Here is a 23,023-nt window from a genome sequence, read left to right as displayed (position 1 = left end):
CTGTCTCCTTTTACGGCGCTCAGTCTATCGATCCAGACAACGACGCCAGGCTGCCGCATCCACGCGGGCAGCACCAAACAGGAGACACGGATATGCCCGCAGGCACCGTAAAATGGTTCAACACCACCAAAGGCTACGGCTTTATCGCACCCGAAGATGGCGGCAAAGACATCTTCGTTCACATCTCGGCTGTCGAACGTTCGGGCCTGACCGGTCTGGCCGACAACCAGAAGGTCACGTATGAACTGCGCGCTGGTCGTGACGGTCGTGAAAGCGCCGACAACATCCAGCTGGCCTAAGCCAGTCTAAGGGTAAGGCATGGCCTTGCCCTTTCCCTCCTGCTCGCCTACGTGGCGGCCGGAACACATCACGACCACGTGATGTTTGCCCCAGAATTGACCAAATATCATATCATACTGAAACTGTTCTTAAGTTTCATTGGTCATTCGATGAGGGTTTTCGATGTTTACACGCCGTGTTTTTCTGGCCGGAACAGCAGCCAGCCTGTTGCCGGGAATTGCCAGCGCCAAGAAAGCGGTCGAGTATGATCCGACGCCGCAATTCGTGCGCATCAAAAAGCAATTTGTGCCTGGGCAGCTTCTGGTCGCCCCCCGGTCGTTCTATCTCTACTACGTGACCGAACCACGCAAAGCGATCCGCTATGGTTGTGGTGTTGGAAAGGCGGGGCTGGAATTTACTGGATCGGCGACCATCGATGTGAAAAAGGAATGGCCCACCTGGCGTCCGACCGATGAAATGATCGAACGGGACCCGGTGGCCTACGCAAAATTCAAAGACAATGACTATGTCCAACCCGGTGGCGGAGATAACCCGCTGGGCGCGCGGGCGCTGTATCTATTCCAGAACGGCGTCGACACATATTTCCGCATCCACGGCACAACGCAGCCGCAAACCATTGGTCATGCAGTGTCAAACGGGTGCGTCCGTATGCTGAACGAACATGTCATTGACCTATACAATCGTGTCCCAATCGGAACAGTGGTCACTGTCGTCTGATCAAAGTCAGGGGGCCGCTGCCTGCCCTACAAGCTCCAGAACGGACGGGCCCAGCGCATCCACAATCAGGGCGACTCCGGCGGTATTTGGATGAATGCCGTCGGCCTGCATGAACTGCGACACTGCGCCGGGATCGCCCTCGGCTGTCAGCCCGTCAAAGAAACTGCTGACAAACAATGCTCCATACTCCTGAGCCAATTCGGGATACATGGCGTCAAAAGCCTGCTTGTACTCGGCCCCATAGTTGCCGGGGGCCTGTATACCGATGAGCAGAACGGCGACATCACCTGCCCGTGCAACCTCAAGGATTTTGCTCAAATTGGCTCTCGATACGGCAGGATCGATCCCGCGCAGCAGGTCATTTCCCCCCAAGGCAACGATCATTCCATCCACGTCCGGTGTCAGGGTCCATTCCACCCGCGCGGCCCCACCCGCCGTTGTGTCACCCGAGACACCGGCGTTGATCACCTGCACATCCGCTCCTTGGCCCTCAAGCCAACGGTCAAGCTGAGGTACAAACCCGTCTTCTTCCACCAGCCCATAGCCTTGCGTCAACGAATCCCCCAAGGCGGCAATCACCACTTGCTCGGCTGTGGCCGTGAAACCGCAGAAGATAAACAGACCTGTCATCAGAGCCTTGCGCAATGTGGTGATCGCTCCATATCCCAAAAGACCGCTCCTTAATCGGGTAAACCTATGACACCTGCTGTTCTCACTCTCCAAAATGCTGCTTTGTCTCTGGATGGCAATGCCGGACGGGTCGATATTCTGCATGACATTACGTTGTCTGTGACCAAGGGTGAGACACTGGGCCTGATCGGGCCGTCCGGGTCGGGCAAATCTTCGCTGCTGATGTTGATGGGTGGGTTGGAACAAGCGACCAGTGGGCAGATCACCGCGCTGGATCAGGACCTAACCAGCATGGACGAAGATGCTCTGGCCCGCTTTCGACGCAACAACATGGGCGTGGTGTTTCAGAATTTCCACCTGATCCCGACCATGACTGCGCTTGAGAACGTGGCAACACCGCTGGAACTGGCGGGCCAAAAGGACGCGTTCGACCGTGCCGAGGCCGAGCTGGAAGCTGTTGGCCTGTCGCATCGGCGCGATCATTACCCGGCGCAATTGTCGGGCGGTGAACAGCAAAGGGTGGCACTTGCCCGTGCCTCAGCGCCGCGCCCCAAGATTTTGTTGGCGGACGAACCGACCGGGAATTTGGACGAAACAAATGGCGCCGCGATTGTCGATCTGCTGTTCGGACTGCGCCAGAAATACGAGGCCACCCTCGTTCTTGTCACCCACAGCCGCTCTCTGGCGGAACGCTGTGATCGTGTCGTCCGTTTGCGCGATGGACGGATTGCAGAAGAAACCCTGCAGGAGGCCGCCGAATGAGCCTGCGACTGGCGGGGCGGCTCGCCCGTCGCGAGCTACGCGGCGGCTTGCGGGGATTTCGGATCTTTCTGGCCTGTCTGGCCCTCGGCGTTGCTGCCATCGCAGCTGTAGGGTCGGTACGGCAAGCCATTCAAACCGGATTGGCGCAGGAAGGTGCTTCGCTTTTGGGCGGCGATGCGCAGCTTGAGTTCACTTATCGCTTTGCCGACGAGGCAGAGCGCGCCTGGATGCAGCAAGCATCCGAGCAGGTGTCCGAGATCGTCGATTTCCGCTCGATGGCTGTTGTACCCCGTGCCGACGGACCGGAGCGCGCACTTACCCAGGTCAAATCCATTGACACTGCGTATCCCCTGATTGGTTCGGTTAAGCTTGAGCCAGACATCACGCTGGATGACGCTCTAAACGGGACATCCGGTTTGCCCGGAGCGATCATGGAGCAAGTGCTGATCGACCGGCTTGGGCTGACTGTCGGTGATCGCTTCAAGCTTGGGACACAGGAATTTATCCTGACAGCCGCACTGGTGAACGAACCCGACAGCGCAGCAGATGGGTTTGGCCTTGGACCGCGCACATTGGTGCGGACCGAAGCGCTACAGACCTCCGGGTTGCTGGAGCCCGGTACTTTGTTCTCAACCAAATACCGTTTGAACCTGCCAGACACGATTGTTCTTTCCGAAATCGCAGCCGAAGCTGACAAAGCCTTCGACGGCACGGGAATGCGATGGAGCGATGCGCGTAACGGTGCCCCCGGTATTTCCGAGTTTGTCAGCCGCCTCAGCGCCTTTCTGGTTCTTGTTGGTCTGTCGGGCCTTGCCGTAGGTGGTATCGGAGTTTCTGCCGCCGTGCGCGCGTACCTGAGCCAAAAAACGGAAACCGTCGCGACCCTGCGCACTTTGGGGGCTGATCGCGCGACGATTTTTCAAACCTACATGCTTCAGATCGGCGTGCTGTCTGTGATCGGAATTGCGCTCGGCCTGGCGCTGGGTGGGCTGGCTCCGCTGCTTCTGGCGCCTCTGTTGGAAAGCCAGTTACCGGTTCCGGCAGTATTCTCGCTCTATCCGCAACCACTGATTGAGGCCGCAATCTATGGGCTGCTCACCGCATTTCTGTTCACGCTTTGGCCATTGGCCAGAACCGAAGACGTGCGGGCCGCAACCCTGTTTCGCGATGCGCTGAGCACGGCCCGAGCGATCCCTCGCCCGACCTTTGTCATCGCCACAGGAATTGGACTTGTATTGCTTGTCGCCGTTGCCGCCTGGTTCAGCGGATCCACCCGATTGACCCTTTGGACAAGCGGCGGGCTTGTGGGCGCGTTGGTTTTGCTGACCCTCTCAGCCTATGCCATTCGCAAACTGGCACGGGCCGGAGCACCTCTGGCACGCGGCCGCCCCGCCCTGCGATGGGCCTTGTCCGCCATTTCAGACCCGCGTGAAGGTGCAGGCTCGGTTGTTCTGTCGCTCGGTCTGGGCTTGTCCGTTCTGGCCGCCGTTGGACAGATCGACGGCACGCTGCGCAACGCGATCTCTGGCAATCTACCGGACGTTGCGCCCTCATATTTCTTCGTCGACATCCAGAAAGATCAGATGCCGGGCTTTACCGACCGCCTGACCTCGGACCCTGCCGTCAGCCGCATCGAAAGCGCGCCAATGCTGCGCGGGATCATCACGCAGATCAATGGCCGCCCTGCCCGTGATGTGGCTGGTGATCATTGGGTTCTCGAAGGCGACCGTGGTGTTACCTACTCCGCTCAGCCCCCGGCAAACGCGAATGTAACCGACGGGGAGTGGTGGGCCGAGGATTATTCGGGCACGCCCCAAGTCAGCTTTGCCGCAGAAGAAGCAGCCGAAATGGGCCTGCAACTTGGCGACCAACTGACCGTCAACATCCTTGGCCGAGACATTACGGCAGAACTGACATCCCTGCGCGAAGTGGATTTCTCGACCGCAGGCATGGGGTTCATTATGTCGATGAATCCCTCTGCCCTGTCCGGTGCACCGCATAGTTTCATCGCCACTGTCTATGCTGAAGAGCAGGCCGAGGCCGCCATCCTCAGGGATCTCGCAGGTCAGTTCCCCAACATAACCGCCATTCGAGTACGCGATGCCATCGACCGTGTCTCGGGCCTGCTGGCCGGTATCGCCGCCGCCACTTCTTACGGCGCAAGTGTGTCTTTGCTAACCGGATTTCTGGTCTTGATCGGAGCCGCAGCGGCAGGCGAACCTGCCCGCAGATACGAAGCGGCAATCCTGAAAACCCTCGGGGCCAACCGGGGCCGCATCCTGCGCAGCTTTGGCCTGCGCTCTGTCTTGTTGGGGGCTGCCGCAGGCTGCGTCGCCTTGCTGGTTGGCATTCTGGGCGGATGGGCCGTTGCCACCTACATATTCGAGACGGATTTTGCGATCATCTGGTCTTCGGCCCTCGGCATTGTTCTGGCCGGGATCGGCGTCACGCTTTGCGCAGGCCTTGCCTTCGCGCTGCGCCCGCTTTCGGCCCGACCGGCCCGCATTTTACGCGCCAGCGACTGAGTTCAGCGTACACAGGCCACGGGCTGCAGAAGCTTCAGCAACGGATCGTTGTCACAGACCAAGGCATCCAGCGAAACCTCATCGAGAGAGGCGTAAAACACCTCGGCCGCGTCTTGCAGCGCCAGCCGCAACCGGCAGGCATCCGTCAAGGGGCAGGTATTGTCCGCATCCGCAAAACACTCGGCAATGGGCAAGGCCCCTTCGACATGCCGAAAAACGGCACCGATCCGAATTTCTTCCGCCGGGCGCGCCAGGGACATGCCGCCATTGCGACCCCGTTGCGTGCTCAGATAGTTCAACTGGCTCAGTTGATTGATCACTTGTGCCAGATGGTTTTCCGAGATGTTGCACACTTCGGCGATCTCCGCCTTCGTGACCAACCTGTCCGGGTGCGCTGCGCAATACATCAACAGGCGCACAGCGATATTCGTCCGTTTGGTAATCCGCATGAGGGCCTCCCTGAATTCTAGATGCAGCCTTATTGCATGTCCGGGAAAAAAGCGGTTTGACATACATCAATCGATCAAAAGGACGCCTTATCCATGCCTGACCCCTATTTCTTTGGCTATGGCAGCCTTGTGAACCTTGCCACCCATGACTTTCCCGACCCGCGCCCCGCGAAACTGAAAGGCTGGAAACGGGCATGGCGCCATACCGATCTGCGTCCGGTCGCGTTCCTGACCGCAATTCCCGACCCCGAGTCTGAGATCGAAGGCATGATCGCCCATGTGCCTAAAAACGACTGGGCCGCACTGGATCAGCGGGAATGGGCCTATGACCGAGTTACGGCAACGAATTCGATTTCACACACCCTGACGCATGATGTCGAAATCGCGGTTTATGCGGTGCCCCATGACCGGCACACCGCACCCAGCAATCACCATCCCTTGCTGCTCAGTTATATTGATGTCGTTGTGCAGGGATACCTGAAGGCGTTTGGACAAGATGGTGCGGACCGGTTCTTTGCCACAACCGACGGCTGGGACGCGCCTGTTGTGAATGACCGGGCCGAGCCGAAATATCCCCGCCACCAACAGCTCAAACCTGACGAAACAGCGTTTGTAGATAACCGCCTGGAACGCGCATCAGTGAAGATTATCCAACCACACCAACAAAAAGAGGCAGACGATTTGCCTGCCTCTTTCAAATTCTAAGCTTACATCGTTTCGGTACGGGGCGATCAGCCCCGTGCGCGGATCACTTGCAGCAAGGGCAGCAGAGCCGCCATCTCTGGGCCCCGTTCCATCCCGGTCAGGGCTTTGCGCAGCGGCATGAACAAGCCTTTGCCCTTGCGGCCTGTCGCCTCTTTCACCGCTTTGGTCCAAATACCCCAGGTCTCGCCATCAAACGGGCCATCGGGCAACAAAGCGATCGCGTCGGCAATAAATTCGCGATCTTCATCGGCAATCAGAGGCTCGGCCCCATCGCGGCACAGTTCCCACCAGCCTTTCAGATCGGCCAAGGTGGTAATGTTTTCGCGCGCCATGGCCCAGAAGGGTTCCGCCAAATCAGCCGGAACGCCAGCATCCTCTACCGCATCAGCGACATCTGACAGCGGCAGCGATTGCAGGTGCTTGGCGGTCAGCGGGAACAGGTCCTGTACGTCGAACTTGGTTGGTGCCGCACCAAACCGGTTCACATCAAACCCTTCGATCAATTCCGCCATGTCCGAGCGCAACTCAACCGGGTCAGACGACCCCAAACGCGCCATCAAGCTCAGCAGAGCCAACGGCTGCACGCCCTGTTCACGCAGATCGCGCAGAGCCAGTGTTCCCAAACGTTTCGACAATGCCTCACCTTGCGGGCCGGTCAGTAGCGAGTGGTGGGCAAAACGGGGGCACTGTCCGCCCAGCGCTTCGATGATCTGGATCTGCGTTGCAGTGTTGGTCACGTGGTCTGAGCCGCGTACAACGTCGGTTACACCCATTTCGGTATCGTCCACAACGGACGCAATTGTATAAAGCACCTGACCGTCACCGCGGATCAATACGGGGTCAGACACCGAAGCAGCATCAATCGAGATGTCGCCCAAAATGCCGTCATTCCATTCGATGCGCTCATGATCCAGCTTGAAGCGCCATACACCGTTGCCACGTTCGGCGCGCAGGGCGTCTTTTTCGGCATCTGACAGGTTCAACGCGGCCCGGTCATAAACCGGTGGCTTGCCCATGTTCAATTGCTTCTTGCGTTTCAAGTCCAACTCGGTCGGCGTCTCAAACGCCTCATAGAACCGACCCATTTCACGCAGCTTATCGGCGGCTTCGGCATAGCGGTCCAAGCGGTCCGACTGTCGCTCGACCTTGTCCCAATGCAGACCCAGCCACTCCAGATCCTGCTTGATGGCATCGACATATTCTTCTTTCGAGCGCTCGGGGTCAGTATCGTCAATACGCAGGATGAATGTACCGCCAGCCTTGCGGGCGATCAGATAGTTCATCAGGGCGGTGCGCAGGTTGCCCACATGGATGTAACCGGTGGGCGACGGGGCGAAACGGGTAGTTGTCATGGATGTCTCCTGTTGGCGCGGCTCTTGTCACAGGATCGGCTATTTGTCCAGTCGGCAGACCTGTTCACAGCAACGTCAGGTGGCAAGTTCACGGACAGGACCTATCTAAAGAATTGCTGGCACAGACAGGGAGACCCTAAAATGACTATCAAACTGACCCGCCGGGCAGCACTTGGTGCGGCAGCGGCTTTACCTTTTGCCTCTGCCGCTACGCCAATTCTGGCTGCGGGAACTGAAACCAAAGCGAAATCAACCATCGCCAGATCGTTTGCTCTGGGTGATTTCACTGTCACCACATTGCTGGACGGCAGCGTCCCCCGTGATGACGCCAAAGCGCTGTTTGGCCAGGACGTGTCAGATGAAGATTTCGCAAAGGTATCCGCCGAAAACTTCATCTCACCCGACGTGGCGCAGTTCTTCTTCACCCCAACGCTGGTCAATACAGGATCCGAACTTGTTCTGTTTGACACCGGCCTGGGACAAGGCGGTATTCAGACAGCTTTGGCCGATGCGGGCGTCACGCCCGATCAGATCGACGTGGTTGTTATCACTCATATGCACCCCGACCACATTGGCGGCATGACCACAAATGACGCGCCTACCTTCCCGAATGCACGCTATGTCACGGCATCGTCCGAATACGATTTCTGGTCCGGGATGGAAGCCGGAAACCGTGTCGGCGACATGGTCGCGGCCAAGGTCACACCATTGGCCGAAAAGATGACCTTTGTCGAGGATGGCGGAGAAGTGTCATCTGGCATCACAGCCATCGCTGCTTATGGACATACGCCGGGTCACACGGTTTTCCATCTCGAAAGCAACGGTCAGCGGCTGGTTCTGACGGCCGATCTGGCCAACCACTATGTCTGGTCCTTTGCGCACCCGGAATGGGGCTTTAGCTTTGACGCCGACAAAGAGGCTGCGACCGCATCGCGGCGCAACGTTCTGGGCATGCTGGCCGCAGACAAGGTGCCGATGATCGGCTATCACATGCCGTTTCCAGCAGCTGGCTTTGTTGAAACCCGTGGCGAAGGCTTCCGCTTTGTTCCGGTCAGCTATCAGATGATGGGCTAAGCCGTTAATACCCCGGATCCGGTCGCACTTTCGAACCGTCGGTGAACCGCGACAGGCAAAACGCGGCCGGATCCACGCAAGGCGTCGTTTCAGCGACAAGATCGGCGATCAATCGCCCGGCACCCGGACCAATGCCAAATCCATGGCCTGAGAATCCTGTGCCAATGAAAAGACCCGGCAACTCATCCACACCTGAGATCACCGGAATGGCGTCAGGCGTAACGTCGATCATTCCGGCCCAACTTTGCACAACTTCGCTGTTAACCAGCGCCGGGAACCCCTTACAGGCGCGGCCCCAAGCGTGCCGCAACGTTTTCTGCGATGGCTCAGGGTCCAAAATTCGGCACTGCTCGAACGGCGTCACATCGGTGGGCAGCCAGCGCCGATCGTGTCGCGCTTCGATCGTCCAGCGTTTGGACAAACGAAAACGCAGAGACTTCCACTCTTGCGCAAAGGCAGGAAGAAACTGCCTCGCAAGCCGGAAACTGTCGGGCACGATGTCCACTGTGTTTTCGTGGCCAGACGCGATGGTATAGCCGCCGTCAGCGCGCTTGCGGATGGCAAAATCGTCGGACCACAACGCGGGTCCAGGCCCATCGTGCACGGGAGATGTGCGAAGGACCGTGTTCAAAACCTTGAGTTGCGGCACTGCGACACCTGCGTTGCCTGCAAACAACCGCGACCAGGCCCCACCAGCCAGGACAACCCGGTCACAGGCCACTTTTCCACGTTCTGTAAAGACACCCGCGACACGCCCCTCACGAGTATCCAAACTACGTACGGCGCATTGCGTCATGATCACTGCACCCCGGTTTCGTGCAGCCTCGGCAATGGCCGGGGCAGCCCATTGCGGCTCGGCCCGACCGTCCTGCGGCATGTAAAGCGCTGTTGTCAAACCTGTTTGGTGCCCTTGCAGCAAATCGGAAAGCTCACCGCCGGACACCATCCTGGCCCCGGTCTGCAATCCCTCAACATGGCGCATCCACTTTTGCAGGTTGGCTGCGTCTCTTGCGCCAGAGGCCCCAAAAAGGATGCCGGATTGGGTATAGCCTGTTTCGCGCCCCAAACGCTCGTCCAGCGTTTGCCAGATGCGCAACGCCTCTTGCATCAGGGGAATTTCCCTTGGGTCTCGCATACCCAGACGCACCCAACCCCAATTGCGCGAACTCTGCTCTGCTGCAATCTGACCCTTTTCACACAAAAGAACAGAAGCGCCGCGTTCAGCCAGCTCTAATGCTGTTGAAACGCCAATGATACCTCCGCCAATGACGACAACATCCACACGTTTGGGCAGGGCCAGATTAGATTCGACGGGGGTTGGTTTGGGTGCGGTCATTAACAGGTCTTACATCAGTCGCTTGGACCAGTATGGAGACCTGCCTACCGTGGATAAGCAATGTGAATTCCGAGCGCTCTTGCAGTATTTTCGACACCTGTGGCCCAGGTGCCGAAATCAGTGTCAGCAAAAAGCGTATTAAGCCGCGCCGGACAACTCTGCCCATTTCTGGCGCAGGATCGCAGACAGCCCGCTTTGCTTGCGCGCGGCCTGTGCAGTCACGTCTTTCTGAGGCAGCAATCTTGGAAACTCTGTGCGGAAATGGGCGGCGGCTTGCTCGTCCAATTCCCGCTGCTCGTCCAGCATATCGGCTATTGCTGCATCCAACTTTTCTTCATTCAGCTCCTGAGGCGGAGATTCCATCGTCCGCATTCGCATAGGAGCATGAAGCGAATTGTCATATTCCTTGTACATTTTACCACCACACCGTTCACTCAGACATCCAACCCGGGATGCGTCGCTCGTACCGCGAACCAATTTTACGCGTACAGATTAAATTGCGTCGCACCCGCCCCACATCGGGCAACTTCTAAGCAAAAATGTGGCAGAAAAATGTCACCGGAACAAGTCTGAGGCAGCTTTAAGTGCCTCAAATCGCACCCGATTTCCCACGATTTAAGAACAATCGACACATTTGTGCACGACTGTTTCCGCGCAATCTAACCTTGCCGTGAAACTCAGGTCTGATCGCACCAACGATTCACAATTGGATAGCGCCGATCCAGCCAGAACGCCCGCTTGCTGAGGCGCGTACCGGGTGCGGACTGGAACCGTTTGTATTCACTGATGTAAATCAGATGTTCGACCCGCCGGGCCTCGGCTTCGTCATACCCGGCAGCGACGCAGTCGGCGATTGAGCCATCCTGATCGACCAAAATCTCAAGGATACCGTCCAAAACCGGGTAGTCGGGCAAGCTGTCGCTGTCTTTCTGATCTTCCCGCAACTCGGCACTTGGCGGTTTGTCGATAATGGACGGGCGGATCACCTCGCCCTCGGGACCCATCATCCAGTCACGATGATTGGCGTTGCGCCAACGGCAGGTTTCAAACACGCGGGTTTTGTACAGGTCCTTGATCGGATTATAGCCGCCGTTCATGTCACCATAGATCGTGGCATAGCCCACCGCGACCTCAGACTTGTTGCCGGTGGTTAACAGCATTTCACCAAACTTGTTCGAGATCGCCATCAGCAGCAGCCCCCGCAGACGGGACTGAATGTTTTCCTCGGTCAATCCTTCGTCCAGCCCCGCAAACAACGGCGCCAGAGTATTCGTTACCGCGGCCCGGCCCTCGGAAATCGGCACAAAATCATAGTGCACGCCCAATGCCTTGGCGACGGCCTCGGCATCATCCAGCGAAGCCTGACTGGTATATTCCGACGGCAACATCACGCAGCGCACGTTTTCGGCCCCGATGGCATCGACCGCGATGGCTGCAACCAACGCGGAATCGACCCCGCCAGAAAGACCAAGAAGCGCCTTCTTGAAACCCGTCTTACCCATATAGTCGCGCAACGACTGCACCATCGCGCGATAATCCTGCTCCCACACATCAGGCTGAGGAACGATTTCGGCAGGCGCGATCAGCCAGCCATCGTCACCACGCTCAAGATCCACGTGTGAGACAGTTTCGTCAAAAACAGGCATCCGAAAGGCCAGCTCTCCACCCGGATTCAGGCCAAAGCTGGCTCCGTCAAAGACCTGATCGTCCTGCCCACCCACCATATTCAGGTAAATCAGTGGCAAACCCGTTTCGACAACACGCGCCACCATATGGTTCAGGCGTACGTCATACTTGTCGCGGAAATAGGGCGATCCGTTGGGGATCAGTAGAAACTCGGCCCCGGTTTCTTCGAGCGTTTCCGCCACGTCCGGGTGCCACCCATCTTCGCAGATCGGGCTGCCAATTCGGAAGTTCCCAACCGAATACGGCCCACCCAGCGGACCGGCATCGTACAGGCGCACTTCGTCAAAAACGGTTTCGTTCGGCAAATGATGTTTCAAGACCTTGCTGGTGATCCGCCCGTTTTTGAGGATCAGGTAGGCGTTGAACAACTTGTCCTCTTCCGCCCAAGGCGCGCCAATGGCAATCGCTGGTCCGTCTGCGCATGTTTTGGCCAACGCCTCGACCGCCGCCATGGCCGCACGGTGGAACACTGGCTTCTGGATCAGATCCTGCGTGTTGTACCCGGTTATGAACATCTCGGGGAAGGCTACTAGATCAGCACCGGCTGCTTTGCCTTGCTCCCAAGCGGTAAACGCCTTGGCTGCATTGCCTTCAATGTCGCCCACAGTGGGGTTCAGTTGCGCCAGAGTGATACGGAAACGGTCGGCCATGCTGCCCTCTTGCCTCGTCAGTCCTATTGCCATTTAGCAGATCACCGCGCGAGTAAAAGGCCAATGCGGCAAAAGCCGTTGCCCTGCCCTCGACGGTATCCTAGTTTTGCCTCCAAAGATGCAACCAGCGATGACCCGGCAGGCAGGACCGAAAATGAACGTGATCCGATATTCGATTTTGGCAGCGGGGCTCAGTCTGTCCGCAGTGACGGCGTTTGCACAGGACGGAACAGTCATCATCAAAGATGACGAAGTTGGCGGCGTCTATGAAGGCACCTATGAAAACGGGCTGCGCCACGGGACGGGAACCTACCGGCTGCCCAACGGGTTTGAATACACGGGCGAGTGGGTTGAAGGCGAGATTCAGGGCCAGGGCGTGACCCGCTATCCCGACGGGTCGATCTATGAAGGCAGTTTTGCCAAGGGCCAGCCCGAAGGGCGCGGCAAGATCGTCTATGCCAATGGCAGCAGCTATGACGGTGAATGGTCCAACGGGTCGATCAACGGCACAGGTGTTGCCGAATTCGCCAATGGCACGCGCTATGAAGGCGAGTTCAGGAATGCCCAGCGGCACGGCAAAGGCGTTCTGACTTTTCCCGACGGATACATCTATGATGGCGACTGGGTTGATGGTCAGCGGCAAGGTAAGGCCAAGATTACCTATGCGGATGGCAGCGTGTATGAAGGGGACGTCAGCGCAGGATTGCGCGATGGCACGGGCAAGCAAACCATGCCCGACGGCATGATCTATTCCGGTGAATGGGCGCAGGATCAGATCACCGGCACCGGTCGTCTGACCTATGCCAATGGCGATGTCTATGAGGGCGAACTGGTAGAAGGGCGCCGTCAGGGCAAAGGCAAAGTGACCCACGCGCAAGGCGACGTGTACGAGGGCGATTTTGTCGATGATCGCCGCCAGGGCAAGGGTACATTCACCGGCACGGACGGCTTTGTGTATACCGGCGACTGGAACCAGGGACAGATCGAAGGTCTGGGAGAGCTGACTTATCCCGATGGTTCGGTTTATGTCGGCGATTTTGTTGCCGATTTGGCTGAGGGTACGGGCCGCATCACCTATCCCGATGGGTCAACCTATGAAGGCGATTGGATTGCCGGCGTGATCGAGGGTCAGGGCACGGCCACTTATGCCAACGGAATGATCTACAAAGGCCAGTTCAAGAACGCGCAAAGCCATGGCAAGGGCGTCGTGACCCGCGCAGACGGCTCGGTCTATGACGGCGACTGGGTTGATGGCGTTCGCCAAGGCAAGGGCAAAGCGACCTATTCCGACGGCACCGTCTATACTGGCGATTTTCTGAACGGAAAACGGCATGGCGCTGGGGAAATCGTAACACCTGCCGGTTTCAAATACGTAGGCGACTGGTCCGAAGGTAAGATCGAAGGCGTGGGCGTCGCCACCTATTCGAACGGCGATGTGTACGAAGGAAACTTTGTCGACAATAAACGGCAGGGCAGCGGAACGATGCGCTATGCCAACGGGCAGGAAGAAACCGGTATTTGGGAAAACGGAGTCTTGCCGGGCCGGGCCTCTGACCAGCAAAGCGAGTCAGACACCCCGGATCCACAGCCTGCGCCAGACGATCAGGCCGAAACGCCCGAGGCCTCCGACGGGTAAGCCCTCACCAAGGAACGGGTTGCCCGGCCCAATCAAAGAAACCGCCAGTATCCGCTGGTGTAAGTCCATTGATCACGGATAACAGGTTTTTGGCGGCGACCTCCGGCTCGACGGCGGGATGCCGATTTAAGTATTTTTTTGTGAAGGCAGTTTTCACGGTTCCCGGATGCAAGGCGACACAAATCGCCTGCTTATGCGTTCGCGACAGTTCGATGGCCGAGGTATGGACAACTTGATTGACCGCAGCCTTGGCGGCCCGGTAGCTGATCCAGCCCCCCATCCGATTGTCCCCGATGGATCCCACACGCGCTGAAAGAACCGCAAAAACCGACCGCCCCTTGCGGGGCAAAAGCCTGTGCGCTCGGCTCAGCACCAAAGCCGGACCTACCGCGTTGAGCGCAAACTGATCCATCATCGCCTTGGCTGAAACCGCACGAATTGTCTTTTCCGGTGCGGCCCCTTCGATCTCTAACGCCCCGGACGCGACCAGTATCAAGTCAAAGGGATCGGTTAGCTTATCAATGATCGGCAACGCTCGGTAGGGATCAGTCAGATCGAACCCATCCAATGACCGCGACAGACCCGTTACCGAGACACCCTGCCTCTCTAAGGTATTACAAACCGCTGCGCCAATTCCGCCCGAGGCTCCGATGATCAATGCTGTTTTCATCTGCATCCAGCTAGCTGCGCAGAGGACACAATCAAGTTGGTCCGGAATTAGAAAGCCAGCGCAGGACCTGTTGGGCGCAAATTGGTCTTTTCATTCCTGGCGGGCTCTGTATAACCTCAATCCCATGATCAACCGTGCAGATATCCTTTGTGCCGACACCGCCCTGCGCGGTGCGTCTCTGCGTGGCCTACTGATCCTAATCCGCCTCTGAGCGTGCCATCCGGCGCGCCCGCTCAGAGGAGGACGCCAGCGCGCCAAGAAGGCTTTAGGACAGACAAGAAAGAGATTCCCATGACCAACGTGACCGACCAAGACCGCGTCTTGATCTTCGATACCACTTTGCGCGACGGCGAGCAGAGCCCCGGCGCGACCATGACCCATGACGAAAAGCTGGAGATTGCCGAGCTGCTGGACGAGATGGGCGTCGACATCATCGAAGCCGGTTTCCCCATCGCATCCGAGGGCGACTTCAAGGCCGTTTCCGAGATCGCGCAACGTTCTAAAAACAGCCGTATCTGCGGTCTGGCCCGTGCAAATTTCGCCGACATTGACCGCTGCTGGGAGGCCGTGAAACACGCCGAACAAAACCGGATCCACACGTTTATCGGCACCTCTCCACTGCACCGCGCCATTCCGAACCTGACAATGGATGAGATGGCCGACAAGATCCACGAAACGGTCAGCCATGCGCGCAACTTGTGCGAAAACGTTCAGTGGTCGCCAATGGATGCGACGCGGACCGAGTGGGACTACCTGTGCCGCGTAATCGAGATTGCGATCAAAGCCGGGGCCACAACGATCAATATCCCGGACACCGTGGGATACACCGCACCGGTCGAAAGCGCTGACCTAATCAAACGCCTGATCGAAACGGTTCCGGGCGCGGATGAGGTGATCTTTGCCACCCACTGCCACAACGACCTTGGCATGGCGACCGCGAACTCGCTGGCGGCCGTTGCGGGTGGTGCGCGCCAGATTGAATGCACAATCAACGGGTTGGGCGAACGTGCAGGCAACACAGCGCTGGAAGAAGTTGTCATGGCGCTGCGCACCCGCAATGACATCATGCCTTGGCGCACCGGCATCGACACCACCAAGATCATGCACATCTCACGCAGGGTGGCGACAGTGTCGGGGTTCAACGTGCAGTTCAACAAGGCCATTGTTGGCAAGAACGCCTTTGCGCATGAAAGCGGCATCCATCAGGACGGGATGCTCAAGAACCGCGAAAACTTCGAAATCATGCGCCCAGAGGACATTGGCCTGTCCGGTACTTCTCTGCCGTTGGGCAAACACTCGGGCCGAGCGGCTTTGCGCGACAAACTTGAGACTTTGGGTTTTGAGGTCGGTGACAACCAGTTGCGCGACATTTTCGTGCGGTTCAAGGATCTGGCCGACCGCAAGAAAGAGGTGTTTGACGACGACCTCATCGCCTTGATGACCATGGATGAGCACGATGACTACCTGCAGCTTGTCTCGATGAAAGTGACCTGCGGCACGGGTGGTCAGGCAGAATCCACGGTCGAGTTGGAAATGGACGGCAAAGACGTTATCGCCACTGAACATGGTGACGGACCAGTGGACGCGACCTTTAAAGCGATCCGGGCAATCTATCCCAACACAGCCCGCCTTCAATTGTATCAGGTTCACGCGGTCACCGAAGGCACCGATGCACAGGCCACCGTTTCAGTTCGCCTGAGCGAGGACGGTATGATTGCAACCGGTCAGTCTGCGAACACGGATACGGTTGTGGCCTCTGCCAAAGCCTATATCCACGCGCTGAACCGCCTGATCGTACGGCGTGAGAAAGCGGGTCCCGGTGCTGATAAGCGTGAGATCAGCTATAAAGACCTGACCTGAACGGCCCAAGGGCTCCCGCACCCGCGGCGGCCCGGCTTCGCCGTCCCTTCTTGGGTTTTGGGCCCGGCAGCGCGCTTAGAGCGCGCTGCCGGGCCCAACTTCTTTTCAAAGCTGGTCAAACAAAGCGGACAGGCGCTCCATTTCGTCTTCGATGCCAAACGGGGCGTTGATGATGAACATGCCGGAGCCGACCATCCGATGGCCTTCACGAACCGGGGGGAACGTTACCTCGTGACAGACAGCTTTGGGCAAGTTTTGCGACTTCAAAGCACGGACCATGACCTGGTGGCGCTTGTCCGAGAGGATTGGATACCACAGCGCAATGACCCCAACGTTCCATTTGCGGTGCAGCTTGGCGATGATGCCGGGCAGGCGGTCATAATCGGTTTTCACCTCATAGCTCGGATCGATCAGCAGCATCCCCCTGCGTGGTGTGGGCGGAAGCAAGGATTGCGCCAGCGCAAAACCGTCTTGCTGGTAAACCTTGGCCCCATAGGGCGACATGGCCAAGGCCAGAGCGGCATGTTCTTGTGGGTGAAGTTCCGCAAAATGCAAACTGTCCTGATCCCGCAGCAGATTGGCCGCAACAAGGGGTGAACCCGGATACGCGGCATTGCCGTGACGATTTTGAACGTTTTCCAAAACTTGCGCCATCGGATGATCAGGTCCGAACCACCCTTCCTGCTGCGCCCACTTAATCCCCGCTGCGGCCTCTCCGGTGCGCACGGCCTCCTCGGCATCCAGCTTGTACAAACCCCGCCCGGAATGCGTTTCGACATAGCTGAGCGGCTTGTCCTTGCGTGTCAGATAATTCAGCACCCAGGCCAACAATGCGTGCTTTTGGACATCAGCCAGATTGCCGGCGTGGTAAATGTGTTGATAAGAGAGCATTTTGCCTTCTAAAGTCCCAATCAATAAGGCGGAAAGGTGCTGATTGTCGCGGAATCAGCCCTTTTACCGGGCGTGATGGCACCCTATAAGTCATCCGTCCCGGAACCGTCGAGTCGCGGGCAGTAGAAAAACCGACATACAGGATCAGGGGAAACATGGGGATCTTTGGCAATCTGGGCGGCCTGTTCACAGCGGACATGGCTATCGACCTTGGAACAGCAAACACGCTGGTTTACGTCAAGGGGCGCGGTGTCATCCTGTCTGAACCCTCGGTGGTTGCCTATCACGTCAAGGACGGTGTGAAAAAGGTTCTCGCTGTCGGCGAAGACGCCAAGCTGATGCTGGGCCGGACCCCCGGTTCAATCGAAGCCATCCGCCCGATGCGCGAAGGTGTGATCGCGGATTTCGACACCGCCGAGGAAATGATCAAGCATTTCATCCGCAAGGTGCACAAACGCTCGACCTTCTCAAAACCCAAGATCATCGTCTGCGTACCTCACGGTGCGACCCCGGTCGAAAAACGCGCAATCCGTCAGTCGGTTCTGTCCGCAGGCGCGCGCCGTGCAGGCCTGATCGCAGAACCGATTGCAGCCGCGATTGGCGCCGGAATGCCGATCACCGACCCGACCGGCAACATGGTCGTCGACATCGGCGGCGGCACAACCGAGGTTGCAGTTCTGTCGCTGGGCGACATCGTGTACGCTCGCTCGGTCCGCGTCGGTGGCGACCGGATGGACGAAGCCATCATTTCGTATCTGCGTCGTCAACAGAACCTGTTGGTCGGCGAATCCACGGCTGAACGGATCAAGACCACCATCGGCACCGCTCGTATGCCCGACGATGGCCGTGGCCAGTCGATGCACATCCGTGGGCGTGATCTGCTAAATGGTGTGCCCAAGGAAATCGAGATCAGCCAGGCCCAGGTGGCCGAAGCGCTCTCGGAACCCGTACAGCAGATTTGTGAGGCGGTTATGACCGCTCTGGAAACCACTCCGCCCGATCTGGCGGCGGATATTGTGGACCGAGGCGTGATGCTGACTGGCGGCGGTGCGCTTCTGGGTGATCTGGATCTGGCCCTGCGCGAACAGACCGGTCTGGCCGTGTCGATTGCCGACGAAAGCCTGAATTGTGTGGCTTTGGGCACCGGCAAGGCGCTAGAATATGAAAAACAGCTGCGCCACGCGATTGACTACGAGAGCTGAGGCGCGCACCTTTTAGTTGCAGTCTGAATTCGGCACGAGCAGCACGGGAAGGTAACCTGTGGCAAAAGACCGATCACAGCACGATGACTACACAACCCCCTTGCGTCGTTTGTTGCTGGGGATCGTGATCCTTTGTCTGTTGGGAATCTTCCTGATCTGGCGCATCGACAGCCCGCGCGTTGAACGGTTTCGCGCGCAAGTGGTGGATGCAGTTGTACCCTCGATGGAATGGGCCATGGTGCCTGTGACTGGCGCGGTCAATCTTGTTCGTGACTTCCAAAGCTATCAGCGCCTGAGCGAGCAAAACCGCGAACTGCGCAGCGAACTTCGCCTGATGCGCGCCTGGAAAGAAGCGGCACTGCAACTGGAGCAGGAAAACGCGCGTTTGTTGGATCTCAACAACGTACGTCTTGATCCGCGCCTGACTTATATCACCGGTGTTGTGATGGCCGACAGCGGCTCACCTTTCCGGCAATCCGTTCTGCTGAATGTGGGCGAACGCGACGGCATCGTCGATGGATGGGCCACGATGGACGGCATCGGCCTTGTTGGGCGGATCTCGGGTGTTGGTTCCGATACAGCCCGCGTCATTCTGGTGACAGATGCTACAAGCGCCATACCTGCCACCATCCAGCCCTCGGGCCAGACCGCGTTGATCAAAGGGGACAACACGTCGGCACCGGTTGTCGAATTCCTTGAAAGCCGTGAACTGGTCCGTCCCGGCGACCGGGTTATTACATCAGGTGACGGTGGCGTTTTCCCGGCTGGTTTGCTGATCGGCCAGATCGCAACGGATCCGGGCGGTCGGTTGCGGGTGCGTCTGTCCGCTGATTTCGAACGGCTGGAATTTCTGCGCGTTCTACGCTTCAACTCGGCCCCGATCATTCGGGACCCCGGCGGTATAGTCGGCCCAACCCGGCCCGAAGCCGCCCTGTCGCCTGAAGAGCTTAGTGATGGATAAGTCTGCCTCGCATAACTGGGCGATGCGCGGTCTCTACACAGCGCTGGCATTTGGTGTGCTGTTCCTGCATTTGTTGCCGCTGGATGCACAACCAGATCGCTGGCCTTTTCCCGACGTTCTGATTGCCCTGACTTTCGCTTGGGTGTTGCGTCGCCCTGACTATGTTCCGACCTTGCTTGTGGCTGTCGTGATGCTGATGGCCGACCTTCTTCTGCAACGCCCACCGGGCCTTTTGGCGGCACTGGTTGTCTTTGGATCAGCCTATCTGCGTTCGGCGGCACCGGGTATGAAAGATGCCGGTTTCGTCGGAGAATGGATGTCGGTGGGCGTGGTTATTGCGGGTGTGTTTTTCGCAAACAGGATCATTCTTTCAATCTTGTCTGTGCAACAGGCCGCTTTGTTGCCTGTCATGATCCAGCTCGTGCTGACAATTGCCTGCTATCCGGTCATCGTTGCACTGAGCCAAAGCGTGTTCGGTGTCCGTCGCATGACCGTTTCTGATACCGGCGCGGTAGGAGGTCGGGCATGAAGCCGCGCAAGCCCAAATCACAAGGCCTGGCCTATAAACGCTTGCCACGGCGAGCACTGTTGTTGGGCGGCCTGCAGGCCGCCTTCATTGGCGGGCTGGCGGCACGTATGCGGTTCATGCAGGTGGATCAGGCCGATGAGTATCGCCTGTTGGCGGAAGAAAACCGCATCAACATCCGCCTGATCCCCCCAAATCGCGGACGGATCTATGACCGCAACGGGCAGATCATTGGCCAGAACTCTCCATCCTACCGTATCGTCATTGTGCGCGAAGATGCCGGCGATGTGGATCAGGTGATCGGAAAACTGTCAGAACTGATCCCTCTGAACGATGATGAAATCGAACGCGCCCAGACCGAGATGCGCCGCTCGGCCCCGTTCCTGCCGGTCACGCTGGCCGATCAGGTCACGTGGGAGGACATATCGAAAGTTGCCGTCAATGCCCCCGCCTTGCCGGGTGTCACACCCGAAGTGGGTCTGACGCGGCAATATCCACGCTATGAAGACTTTGCTCATATCGTGGGCTACGTCGGACCGGTCAGTGACTACGATCTCAGCCAGATCGAAGACCCTGAACCCGTTCTGCGAATCCCCCGGTTTCAGATCGGCAAAGTGGGTCTTGAGGCAAAACAGGAAATCTCATTGCGCGGCAAGGCCGGTGCAAAGCGTGTCGAAGTCAACGCAACCGGTCGTGTCATGCGCGAGCTGGACCGACAGGAAGGCCAGCCCGGGGCCGACTTGCAGCTGTCCGTTGACGCGGACCTGCAACAATACGCACAGGCCCGGTTGGCTGGCGAAAGCGCCGCTGCCGTCGTCATCGATTGCGAAACCGGTGATCTGCGCGCGATGGCCTCGGCCCCCAGTTTCGATCCCAACCTGTTTGTGCGTGGTATCTCGGTCGCAGATTACCGGATGCTGACGCAAGATAAGTACCGCCCGCTGGCAAATAAGACAGTTCAGGGTACTTACCCCCCGGGTTCGACCTTTAAAATGGTTACGGCGTTGGCAGCGCTTGAGGCCGGAGTCGTCGGCCCCGGAAACACCGTTTACTGCCCCGGCCATCTGAAAGTCGGCAGCCGTCGCTTCCACTGCTGGAAGCGTGGCGGCCATGGCATGGTGGACCTCAACACTTCACTGAAACGCAGTTGCGACGTGTACTACTACGACGTGGCGATAAAGGTCGGCATCGACCGAATCTCTGAAATGGCCAACACGCTTGGGCTGGGCATCAAGCATGACATTCCCATGTCCGCTGTACGCGCTGGACTGGCGCCCAATCAGGAATGGAAACAAAGGATCCACGGCGAAGAATGGCTGATCGGCGACACCGCAAACGCATCCATCGGACAAGGCTTTATGTTGGCCTCGCCCATGCAATTGGCTGTCATGACCGCGCGGATCGCCACTGGCCGTGCGGTTTCGCCTCGTCTGGTGCGGTCGATCAACGGGGTTGAACAGCCCAGCGGCGCGGGGGAACCGCTTGAGATCAGCCCCGCCAATCTCAAGTATATCCGCGAAGCGATGTGGTCTGTTTCAAACGACCGTCGCGGCACGGCCTATCGCAGCCGTATTATTGCGGAAGATTTCCGCATGGCGGGTAAAACCGGCACCAGCCAGGTACGAAACATTACCAAGGCCGAACGTGCAGCAGGCGTGATCCGGAACGAAGACTTACCCTGGGAACGCCGCGACCACGCGTTGTTCGTCAGCTTTGCCCCGTACGACAAACCCAAATACGCGATTGCCGTCGTGGTCGAGCATGGTGGCGGGGGGTCCAAGGCGGCAGCCCCGGTGGCGCGGGACATCATGCTTCAGGCCCTTTATAACGGCACACCACCGCTCGACGCGTATCCGGTAGGCGACCGTGACCGTATCAAGGAACAGCAAAAACGGCTTGAGGGCGACCGTCGCCCCAAAGCGCGTCCTGACGGAAAGGACCGCGCATGAGCTATCTTGAGTACGCGGTCAAATCCACGCCATCTGGATTTCGCAAATTCCTGTACATGAACTGGCCGCTGACCCTGCTGCTGATCAGCACGGCCAGCGCTGGATTCCTGATGTTGTATTCGGTTGCGGGTGGTTCGTGGACGCCCTGGGCCGAGCCGCAGATGGAACGGTTCGGTCTTGGCCTGACTGCAATGTTCATCATTGCACTGGTGCCAATCTGGTTCTGGCGCAACATGTCCGTTCTGGCCTATCTGGGCTCGGTCGCGTTGCTGGTGTTTGTCGAGCTATTCGGCACTATCGGCATGGGCGCGCAGCGCTGGATAGACCTTGGCTTCATGCGCCTGCAACCCTCAGAGGTCATGAAGGTCGCGCTGGTCATGGTCCTGGCAGCCTATTACGACTGGCTGCCATCCCACAAAACGTCCCGACCGCTATGGGTCTTTATTCCGGTAGCCCTGATCATATTGCCTACCCTACTGGTTCTGAAACAACCCGATCTGGGCACGTCGATCCTGTTGTTGGCGGCAGGCGGCGGCTTGATGTTTCTCGCAGGCGTCCACTGGGCGTATTTTGCGGCTGTTATCGCTGCGGTGGTAGGTTTGATCGCCGCTGTGTTCAACAGCCGCGGGACCGAATGGCAATTGCTCAAGGACTATCAATTCCGCCGGATTGACACCTTTCTGGACCCTTCGACCGACCCACTTGGGGCCGGGTATCACATCACCCAGTCCAAGATCGCCTTGGGGTCGGGGGGCTGGAATGGACGTGGGTTCATGCAAGGGACACAGTCCCGGTTGAACTTCCTGCCTGAAAAGCACACCGACTTTATTTTCACGACGCTGGCGGAAGAGTTCGGCTTTGTCGGCGGCATCACCCTGTTAATCCTGTATGCGCTGATCCTTGTGTTCTGCATGGTGACGGCGCTTGCGACCAAGGATCGGTTTTCTTCGCTGGTCACTCTGGGCATTGCGCTGAACTTTTTCCTGTTCTTCGCCGTCAATATGTCGATGGTGATGGGCATGGCGCCGGTCGTTGGAGTGCCGCTGCCAATGGTCAGCTATGGCGGCTCGGCCATGTTGGTGCTGATGGCCGCGTTTGGCATCGTCCAAAGCGCACATATCCACCGCCCCCGTTGATCTGAA

At 58.1% G+C, this 23,023-nt stretch carries 21 protein-coding genes; 13 read left to right on the top strand and 8 right to left on the bottom strand.

All coding sequences use genetic code 11. From position 1 onward, the window contains the following. Window positions 1–92: 92 nt before the first annotated feature. A complete protein-coding gene (locus ACXADZ_RS02670; protein WP_171093536.1) occupies window positions 93–299 on the top strand; it encodes a cold-shock protein in 207 nt (68 codons plus the stop codon). A 163-nt stretch (window positions 300–462) separates the two neighbouring features. Continuing rightward, complete coding sequence (locus ACXADZ_RS02665; protein ID WP_475192487.1) at window positions 463–1,017, top strand: L,D-transpeptidase; 555 nt, start codon at window positions 463–465, stop codon at window positions 1,015–1,017. Window positions 1,018–1,023: 6 nt separating this feature from the next. Here the strand turns inward: ACXADZ_RS02665 and ACXADZ_RS02660 are convergent, their stop codons facing one another. After that, the gene (locus ACXADZ_RS02660) at window positions 1,024–1,662 is read right to left on the bottom strand and encodes an arylesterase (RefSeq protein ID WP_475198473.1); all 639 of its coding nucleotides are present in this window, start codon (window positions 1,660–1,662) and stop codon (window positions 1,024–1,026) included. Window positions 1,663–1,713: 51 nt separating this feature from the next. Here ACXADZ_RS02660 and ACXADZ_RS02655 point away from each other — a divergent pair, with 51 nt between their 5' ends. Then, window positions 1,714–2,409 (top strand): ABC transporter ATP-binding protein, encoded by a 696-nt coding sequence (locus ACXADZ_RS02655; protein WP_475192486.1) that lies wholly within the window; start codon window positions 1,714–1,716, stop codon window positions 2,407–2,409. After that, complete coding sequence (locus tag ACXADZ_RS02650; protein WP_475192484.1) at window positions 2,406–4,934, top strand: ABC transporter permease; 2,529 nt, start codon at window positions 2,406–2,408, stop codon at window positions 4,932–4,934. Before ACXADZ_RS02655 ends, ACXADZ_RS02650 begins: the two co-directional genes overlap by 4 nt. A 2-nt stretch (window positions 4,935–4,936) precedes the next feature. On the opposite strand, the gene ACXADZ_RS02645 is transcribed toward ACXADZ_RS02650, so the two are convergent. After that, window positions 4,937–5,383 carry an RrF2 family transcriptional regulator gene (locus ACXADZ_RS02645; RefSeq protein WP_171093544.1) on the bottom strand — a complete coding sequence of 149 codons (447 nt, stop codon included), beginning with the start codon at window positions 5,381–5,383 and terminating at the stop codon, window positions 4,937–4,939. A 93-nt stretch (window positions 5,384–5,476) separates the two neighbouring features. On the opposite strand from ACXADZ_RS02645, the gene ACXADZ_RS02640 reads away from it, so the two are divergent. After that, window positions 5,477–6,088, top strand: a complete 612-nt coding sequence (locus ACXADZ_RS02640; RefSeq protein WP_475192482.1) for a gamma-glutamylcyclotransferase family protein — start codon at window positions 5,477–5,479, stop codon at window positions 6,086–6,088. A gap of 26 nt (window positions 6,089–6,114) precedes the next feature. On the opposite strand, the gene gltX is transcribed toward ACXADZ_RS02640, so the two are convergent. Next, window positions 6,115–7,440 carry a glutamate--tRNA ligase gene (gene gltX / locus ACXADZ_RS02635; protein ID WP_475192481.1) on the bottom strand — a complete coding sequence of 442 codons (1,326 nt, stop codon included), beginning with the start codon at window positions 7,438–7,440 and terminating at the stop codon, window positions 6,115–6,117. A 141-nt stretch (window positions 7,441–7,581) separates the two neighbouring features. Between gltX and ACXADZ_RS02630 the strand changes: the two genes are divergently transcribed. Continuing rightward, window positions 7,582–8,514 carry an MBL fold metallo-hydrolase gene (locus ACXADZ_RS02630; RefSeq protein WP_171647354.1) on the top strand — a complete coding sequence of 311 codons (933 nt, stop codon included), beginning with the start codon at window positions 7,582–7,584 and terminating at the stop codon, window positions 8,512–8,514. Between the two features lie 4 nt (window positions 8,515–8,518). Here ACXADZ_RS02630 and ACXADZ_RS02625 read toward each other — a convergent pair whose 3' ends face one another. The 3 genes from ACXADZ_RS02625 to ACXADZ_RS02615 all read right to left on the bottom strand — a co-directional run bounded on the left by ACXADZ_RS02625 (window position 8,519) and on the right by ACXADZ_RS02615 (window position 12,186). Beyond that, the gene (locus ACXADZ_RS02625; RefSeq protein WP_475192478.1) at window positions 8,519–9,850 is read right to left on the bottom strand and encodes an NAD(P)/FAD-dependent oxidoreductase; all 1,332 of its coding nucleotides are present in this window, start codon (window positions 9,848–9,850) and stop codon (window positions 8,519–8,521) included. Window positions 9,851–9,988: 138 nt separating this feature from the next. Next, window positions 9,989–10,213, bottom strand: coding sequence for a hypothetical protein (locus ACXADZ_RS02620; RefSeq protein ID WP_171093553.1), 225 nt, complete (start codon window positions 10,211–10,213; stop codon window positions 9,989–9,991). 314 nt (window positions 10,214–10,527) lie between these two features. After that, window positions 10,528–12,186: an NAD+ synthase gene (locus ACXADZ_RS02615; RefSeq protein WP_475192476.1), complete on the bottom strand. Its 1,659-nt coding sequence runs from the start codon at window positions 12,184–12,186 to the stop codon at window positions 10,528–10,530. 154 nt (window positions 12,187–12,340) lie between these two features. On the opposite strand from ACXADZ_RS02615, the gene ACXADZ_RS02610 reads away from it, so the two are divergent. Then, window positions 12,341–13,822 carry an MORN repeat-containing protein gene (locus tag ACXADZ_RS02610; protein WP_475192475.1) on the top strand — a complete coding sequence of 494 codons (1,482 nt, stop codon included), beginning with the start codon at window positions 12,341–12,343 and terminating at the stop codon, window positions 13,820–13,822. Window positions 13,823–13,826: 4 nt separating this feature from the next. Here ACXADZ_RS02610 and ACXADZ_RS02605 read toward each other — a convergent pair whose 3' ends face one another. Next, window positions 13,827–14,492 (bottom strand): SDR family NAD(P)-dependent oxidoreductase, encoded by a 666-nt coding sequence (locus ACXADZ_RS02605; protein WP_475192473.1) that lies wholly within the window; start codon window positions 14,490–14,492, stop codon window positions 13,827–13,829. 291 nt (window positions 14,493–14,783) lie between these two features. Here ACXADZ_RS02605 and ACXADZ_RS02600 point away from each other — a divergent pair, with 291 nt between their 5' ends. Then, window positions 14,784–16,352, top strand: coding sequence for a 2-isopropylmalate synthase (locus tag ACXADZ_RS02600; RefSeq protein ID WP_475192472.1), 1,569 nt, complete (start codon window positions 14,784–14,786; stop codon window positions 16,350–16,352). A gap of 105 nt (window positions 16,353–16,457) precedes the next feature. Here ACXADZ_RS02600 and ACXADZ_RS02595 read toward each other — a convergent pair whose 3' ends face one another. Continuing rightward, window positions 16,458–17,243, bottom strand: coding sequence for a 23S rRNA (adenine(2030)-N(6))-methyltransferase RlmJ (locus ACXADZ_RS02595; protein ID WP_475192470.1), 786 nt, complete (start codon window positions 17,241–17,243; stop codon window positions 16,458–16,460). 155 nt (window positions 17,244–17,398) lie between these two features. On the opposite strand from ACXADZ_RS02595, the gene ACXADZ_RS02590 reads away from it, so the two are divergent. The 5 genes from ACXADZ_RS02590 to rodA are packed head-to-tail and all read left to right on the top strand — an operon-like array spanning window position 17,399 to window position 23,017. Then, window positions 17,399–18,445, top strand: a complete 1,047-nt coding sequence (locus tag ACXADZ_RS02590; protein ID WP_039523195.1) for a rod shape-determining protein — start codon at window positions 17,399–17,401, stop codon at window positions 18,443–18,445. Window positions 18,446–18,503: 58 nt separating this feature from the next. Beyond that, the gene (gene mreC / locus ACXADZ_RS02585; RefSeq protein WP_475192468.1) at window positions 18,504–19,406 is read left to right on the top strand and encodes a rod shape-determining protein MreC; all 903 of its coding nucleotides are present in this window, start codon (window positions 18,504–18,506) and stop codon (window positions 19,404–19,406) included. After that, entirely contained in the window at window positions 19,399–19,935 is a 537-nt protein-coding gene (locus ACXADZ_RS02580) for a rod shape-determining protein MreD (RefSeq protein ID WP_171093568.1), read from the top strand. Before mreC ends, ACXADZ_RS02580 begins: the two co-directional genes overlap by 8 nt. Continuing rightward, window positions 19,932–21,881: a penicillin-binding protein 2 gene (gene mrdA / locus ACXADZ_RS02575; protein ID WP_475192466.1), complete on the top strand. Its 1,950-nt coding sequence runs from the start codon at window positions 19,932–19,934 to the stop codon at window positions 21,879–21,881. Before ACXADZ_RS02580 ends, mrdA begins: the two co-directional genes overlap by 4 nt. After that, window positions 21,878–23,017, top strand: coding sequence for a rod shape-determining protein RodA (gene rodA, locus ACXADZ_RS02570; protein ID WP_171093572.1), 1,140 nt, complete (start codon window positions 21,878–21,880; stop codon window positions 23,015–23,017). The genes mrdA and rodA overlap by 4 nt, the downstream gene beginning before the upstream one ends. Window positions 23,018–23,023 lie beyond the last annotated feature (6 nt).

The organism is Ruegeria sp. ABM4_193 (genome assembly GCF_056158705.1).
Note: the sequence above shows the minus strand (reverse complement) of the source record. Positions and strands in the feature narration are given on the sequence as shown.

What these genes read in the sequence shown, in the direction of transcription:
- ACXADZ_RS02615 (WP_475192476.1), bottom strand. Translation starts at nt 12,186, where the DNA reads ATGGCCGACCGTTTCCGTATCACTCTGGCGCAACTGAACCCCACTGTG.
- mrdA (WP_475192466.1), top strand. Translation starts at nt 19,932, where the DNA reads ATGAAGCCGCGCAAGCCCAAATCACAAGGCCTGGCCTATAAACGCTTG.
- ACXADZ_RS02580 (WP_171093568.1), top strand. Translation starts at nt 19,399, where the DNA reads ATGGATAAGTCTGCCTCGCATAACTGGGCGATGCGCGGTCTCTACACA.
- rodA (WP_171093572.1), top strand. Translation starts at nt 21,878, where the DNA reads ATGAGCTATCTTGAGTACGCGGTCAAATCCACGCCATCTGGATTTCGC.
- ACXADZ_RS02600 (WP_475192472.1), top strand. Translation starts at nt 14,784, where the DNA reads ATGACCAACGTGACCGACCAAGACCGCGTCTTGATCTTCGATACCACT.
- ACXADZ_RS02610 (WP_475192475.1), top strand. Translation starts at nt 12,341, where the DNA reads ATGAACGTGATCCGATATTCGATTTTGGCAGCGGGGCTCAGTCTGTCC.
- ACXADZ_RS02650 (WP_475192484.1), top strand. Translation starts at nt 2,406, where the DNA reads ATGAGCCTGCGACTGGCGGGGCGGCTCGCCCGTCGCGAGCTACGCGGC.
- ACXADZ_RS02620 (WP_171093553.1), bottom strand. Translation starts at nt 10,213, where the DNA reads ATGGAATCTCCGCCTCAGGAGCTGAATGAAGAAAAGTTGGATGCAGCA.
- ACXADZ_RS02625 (WP_475192478.1), bottom strand. Translation starts at nt 9,850, where the DNA reads ATGACCGCACCCAAACCAACCCCCGTCGAATCTAATCTGGCCCTGCCC.
- ACXADZ_RS02655 (WP_475192486.1), top strand. Translation starts at nt 1,714, where the DNA reads ATGACACCTGCTGTTCTCACTCTCCAAAATGCTGCTTTGTCTCTGGAT.
- ACXADZ_RS02665 (WP_475192487.1), top strand. Translation starts at nt 463, where the DNA reads ATGTTTACACGCCGTGTTTTTCTGGCCGGAACAGCAGCCAGCCTGTTG.
- ACXADZ_RS02630 (WP_171647354.1), top strand. Translation starts at nt 7,582, where the DNA reads ATGACTATCAAACTGACCCGCCGGGCAGCACTTGGTGCGGCAGCGGCT.
- ACXADZ_RS02595 (WP_475192470.1), bottom strand. Translation starts at nt 17,243, where the DNA reads ATGCTCTCTTATCAACACATTTACCACGCCGGCAATCTGGCTGATGTC.
- ACXADZ_RS02605 (WP_475192473.1), bottom strand. Translation starts at nt 14,492, where the DNA reads ATGAAAACAGCATTGATCATCGGAGCCTCGGGCGGAATTGGCGCAGCG.
- gltX (WP_475192481.1), bottom strand. Translation starts at nt 7,440, where the DNA reads ATGACAACTACCCGTTTCGCCCCGTCGCCCACCGGTTACATCCATGTG.
- ACXADZ_RS02670 (WP_171093536.1), top strand. Translation starts at nt 93, where the DNA reads ATGCCCGCAGGCACCGTAAAATGGTTCAACACCACCAAAGGCTACGGC.
- ACXADZ_RS02645 (WP_171093544.1), bottom strand. Translation starts at nt 5,383, where the DNA reads ATGCGGATTACCAAACGGACGAATATCGCTGTGCGCCTGTTGATGTAT.
- ACXADZ_RS02640 (WP_475192482.1), top strand. Translation starts at nt 5,477, where the DNA reads ATGCCTGACCCCTATTTCTTTGGCTATGGCAGCCTTGTGAACCTTGCC.
- ACXADZ_RS02590 (WP_039523195.1), top strand. Translation starts at nt 17,399, where the DNA reads ATGGGGATCTTTGGCAATCTGGGCGGCCTGTTCACAGCGGACATGGCT.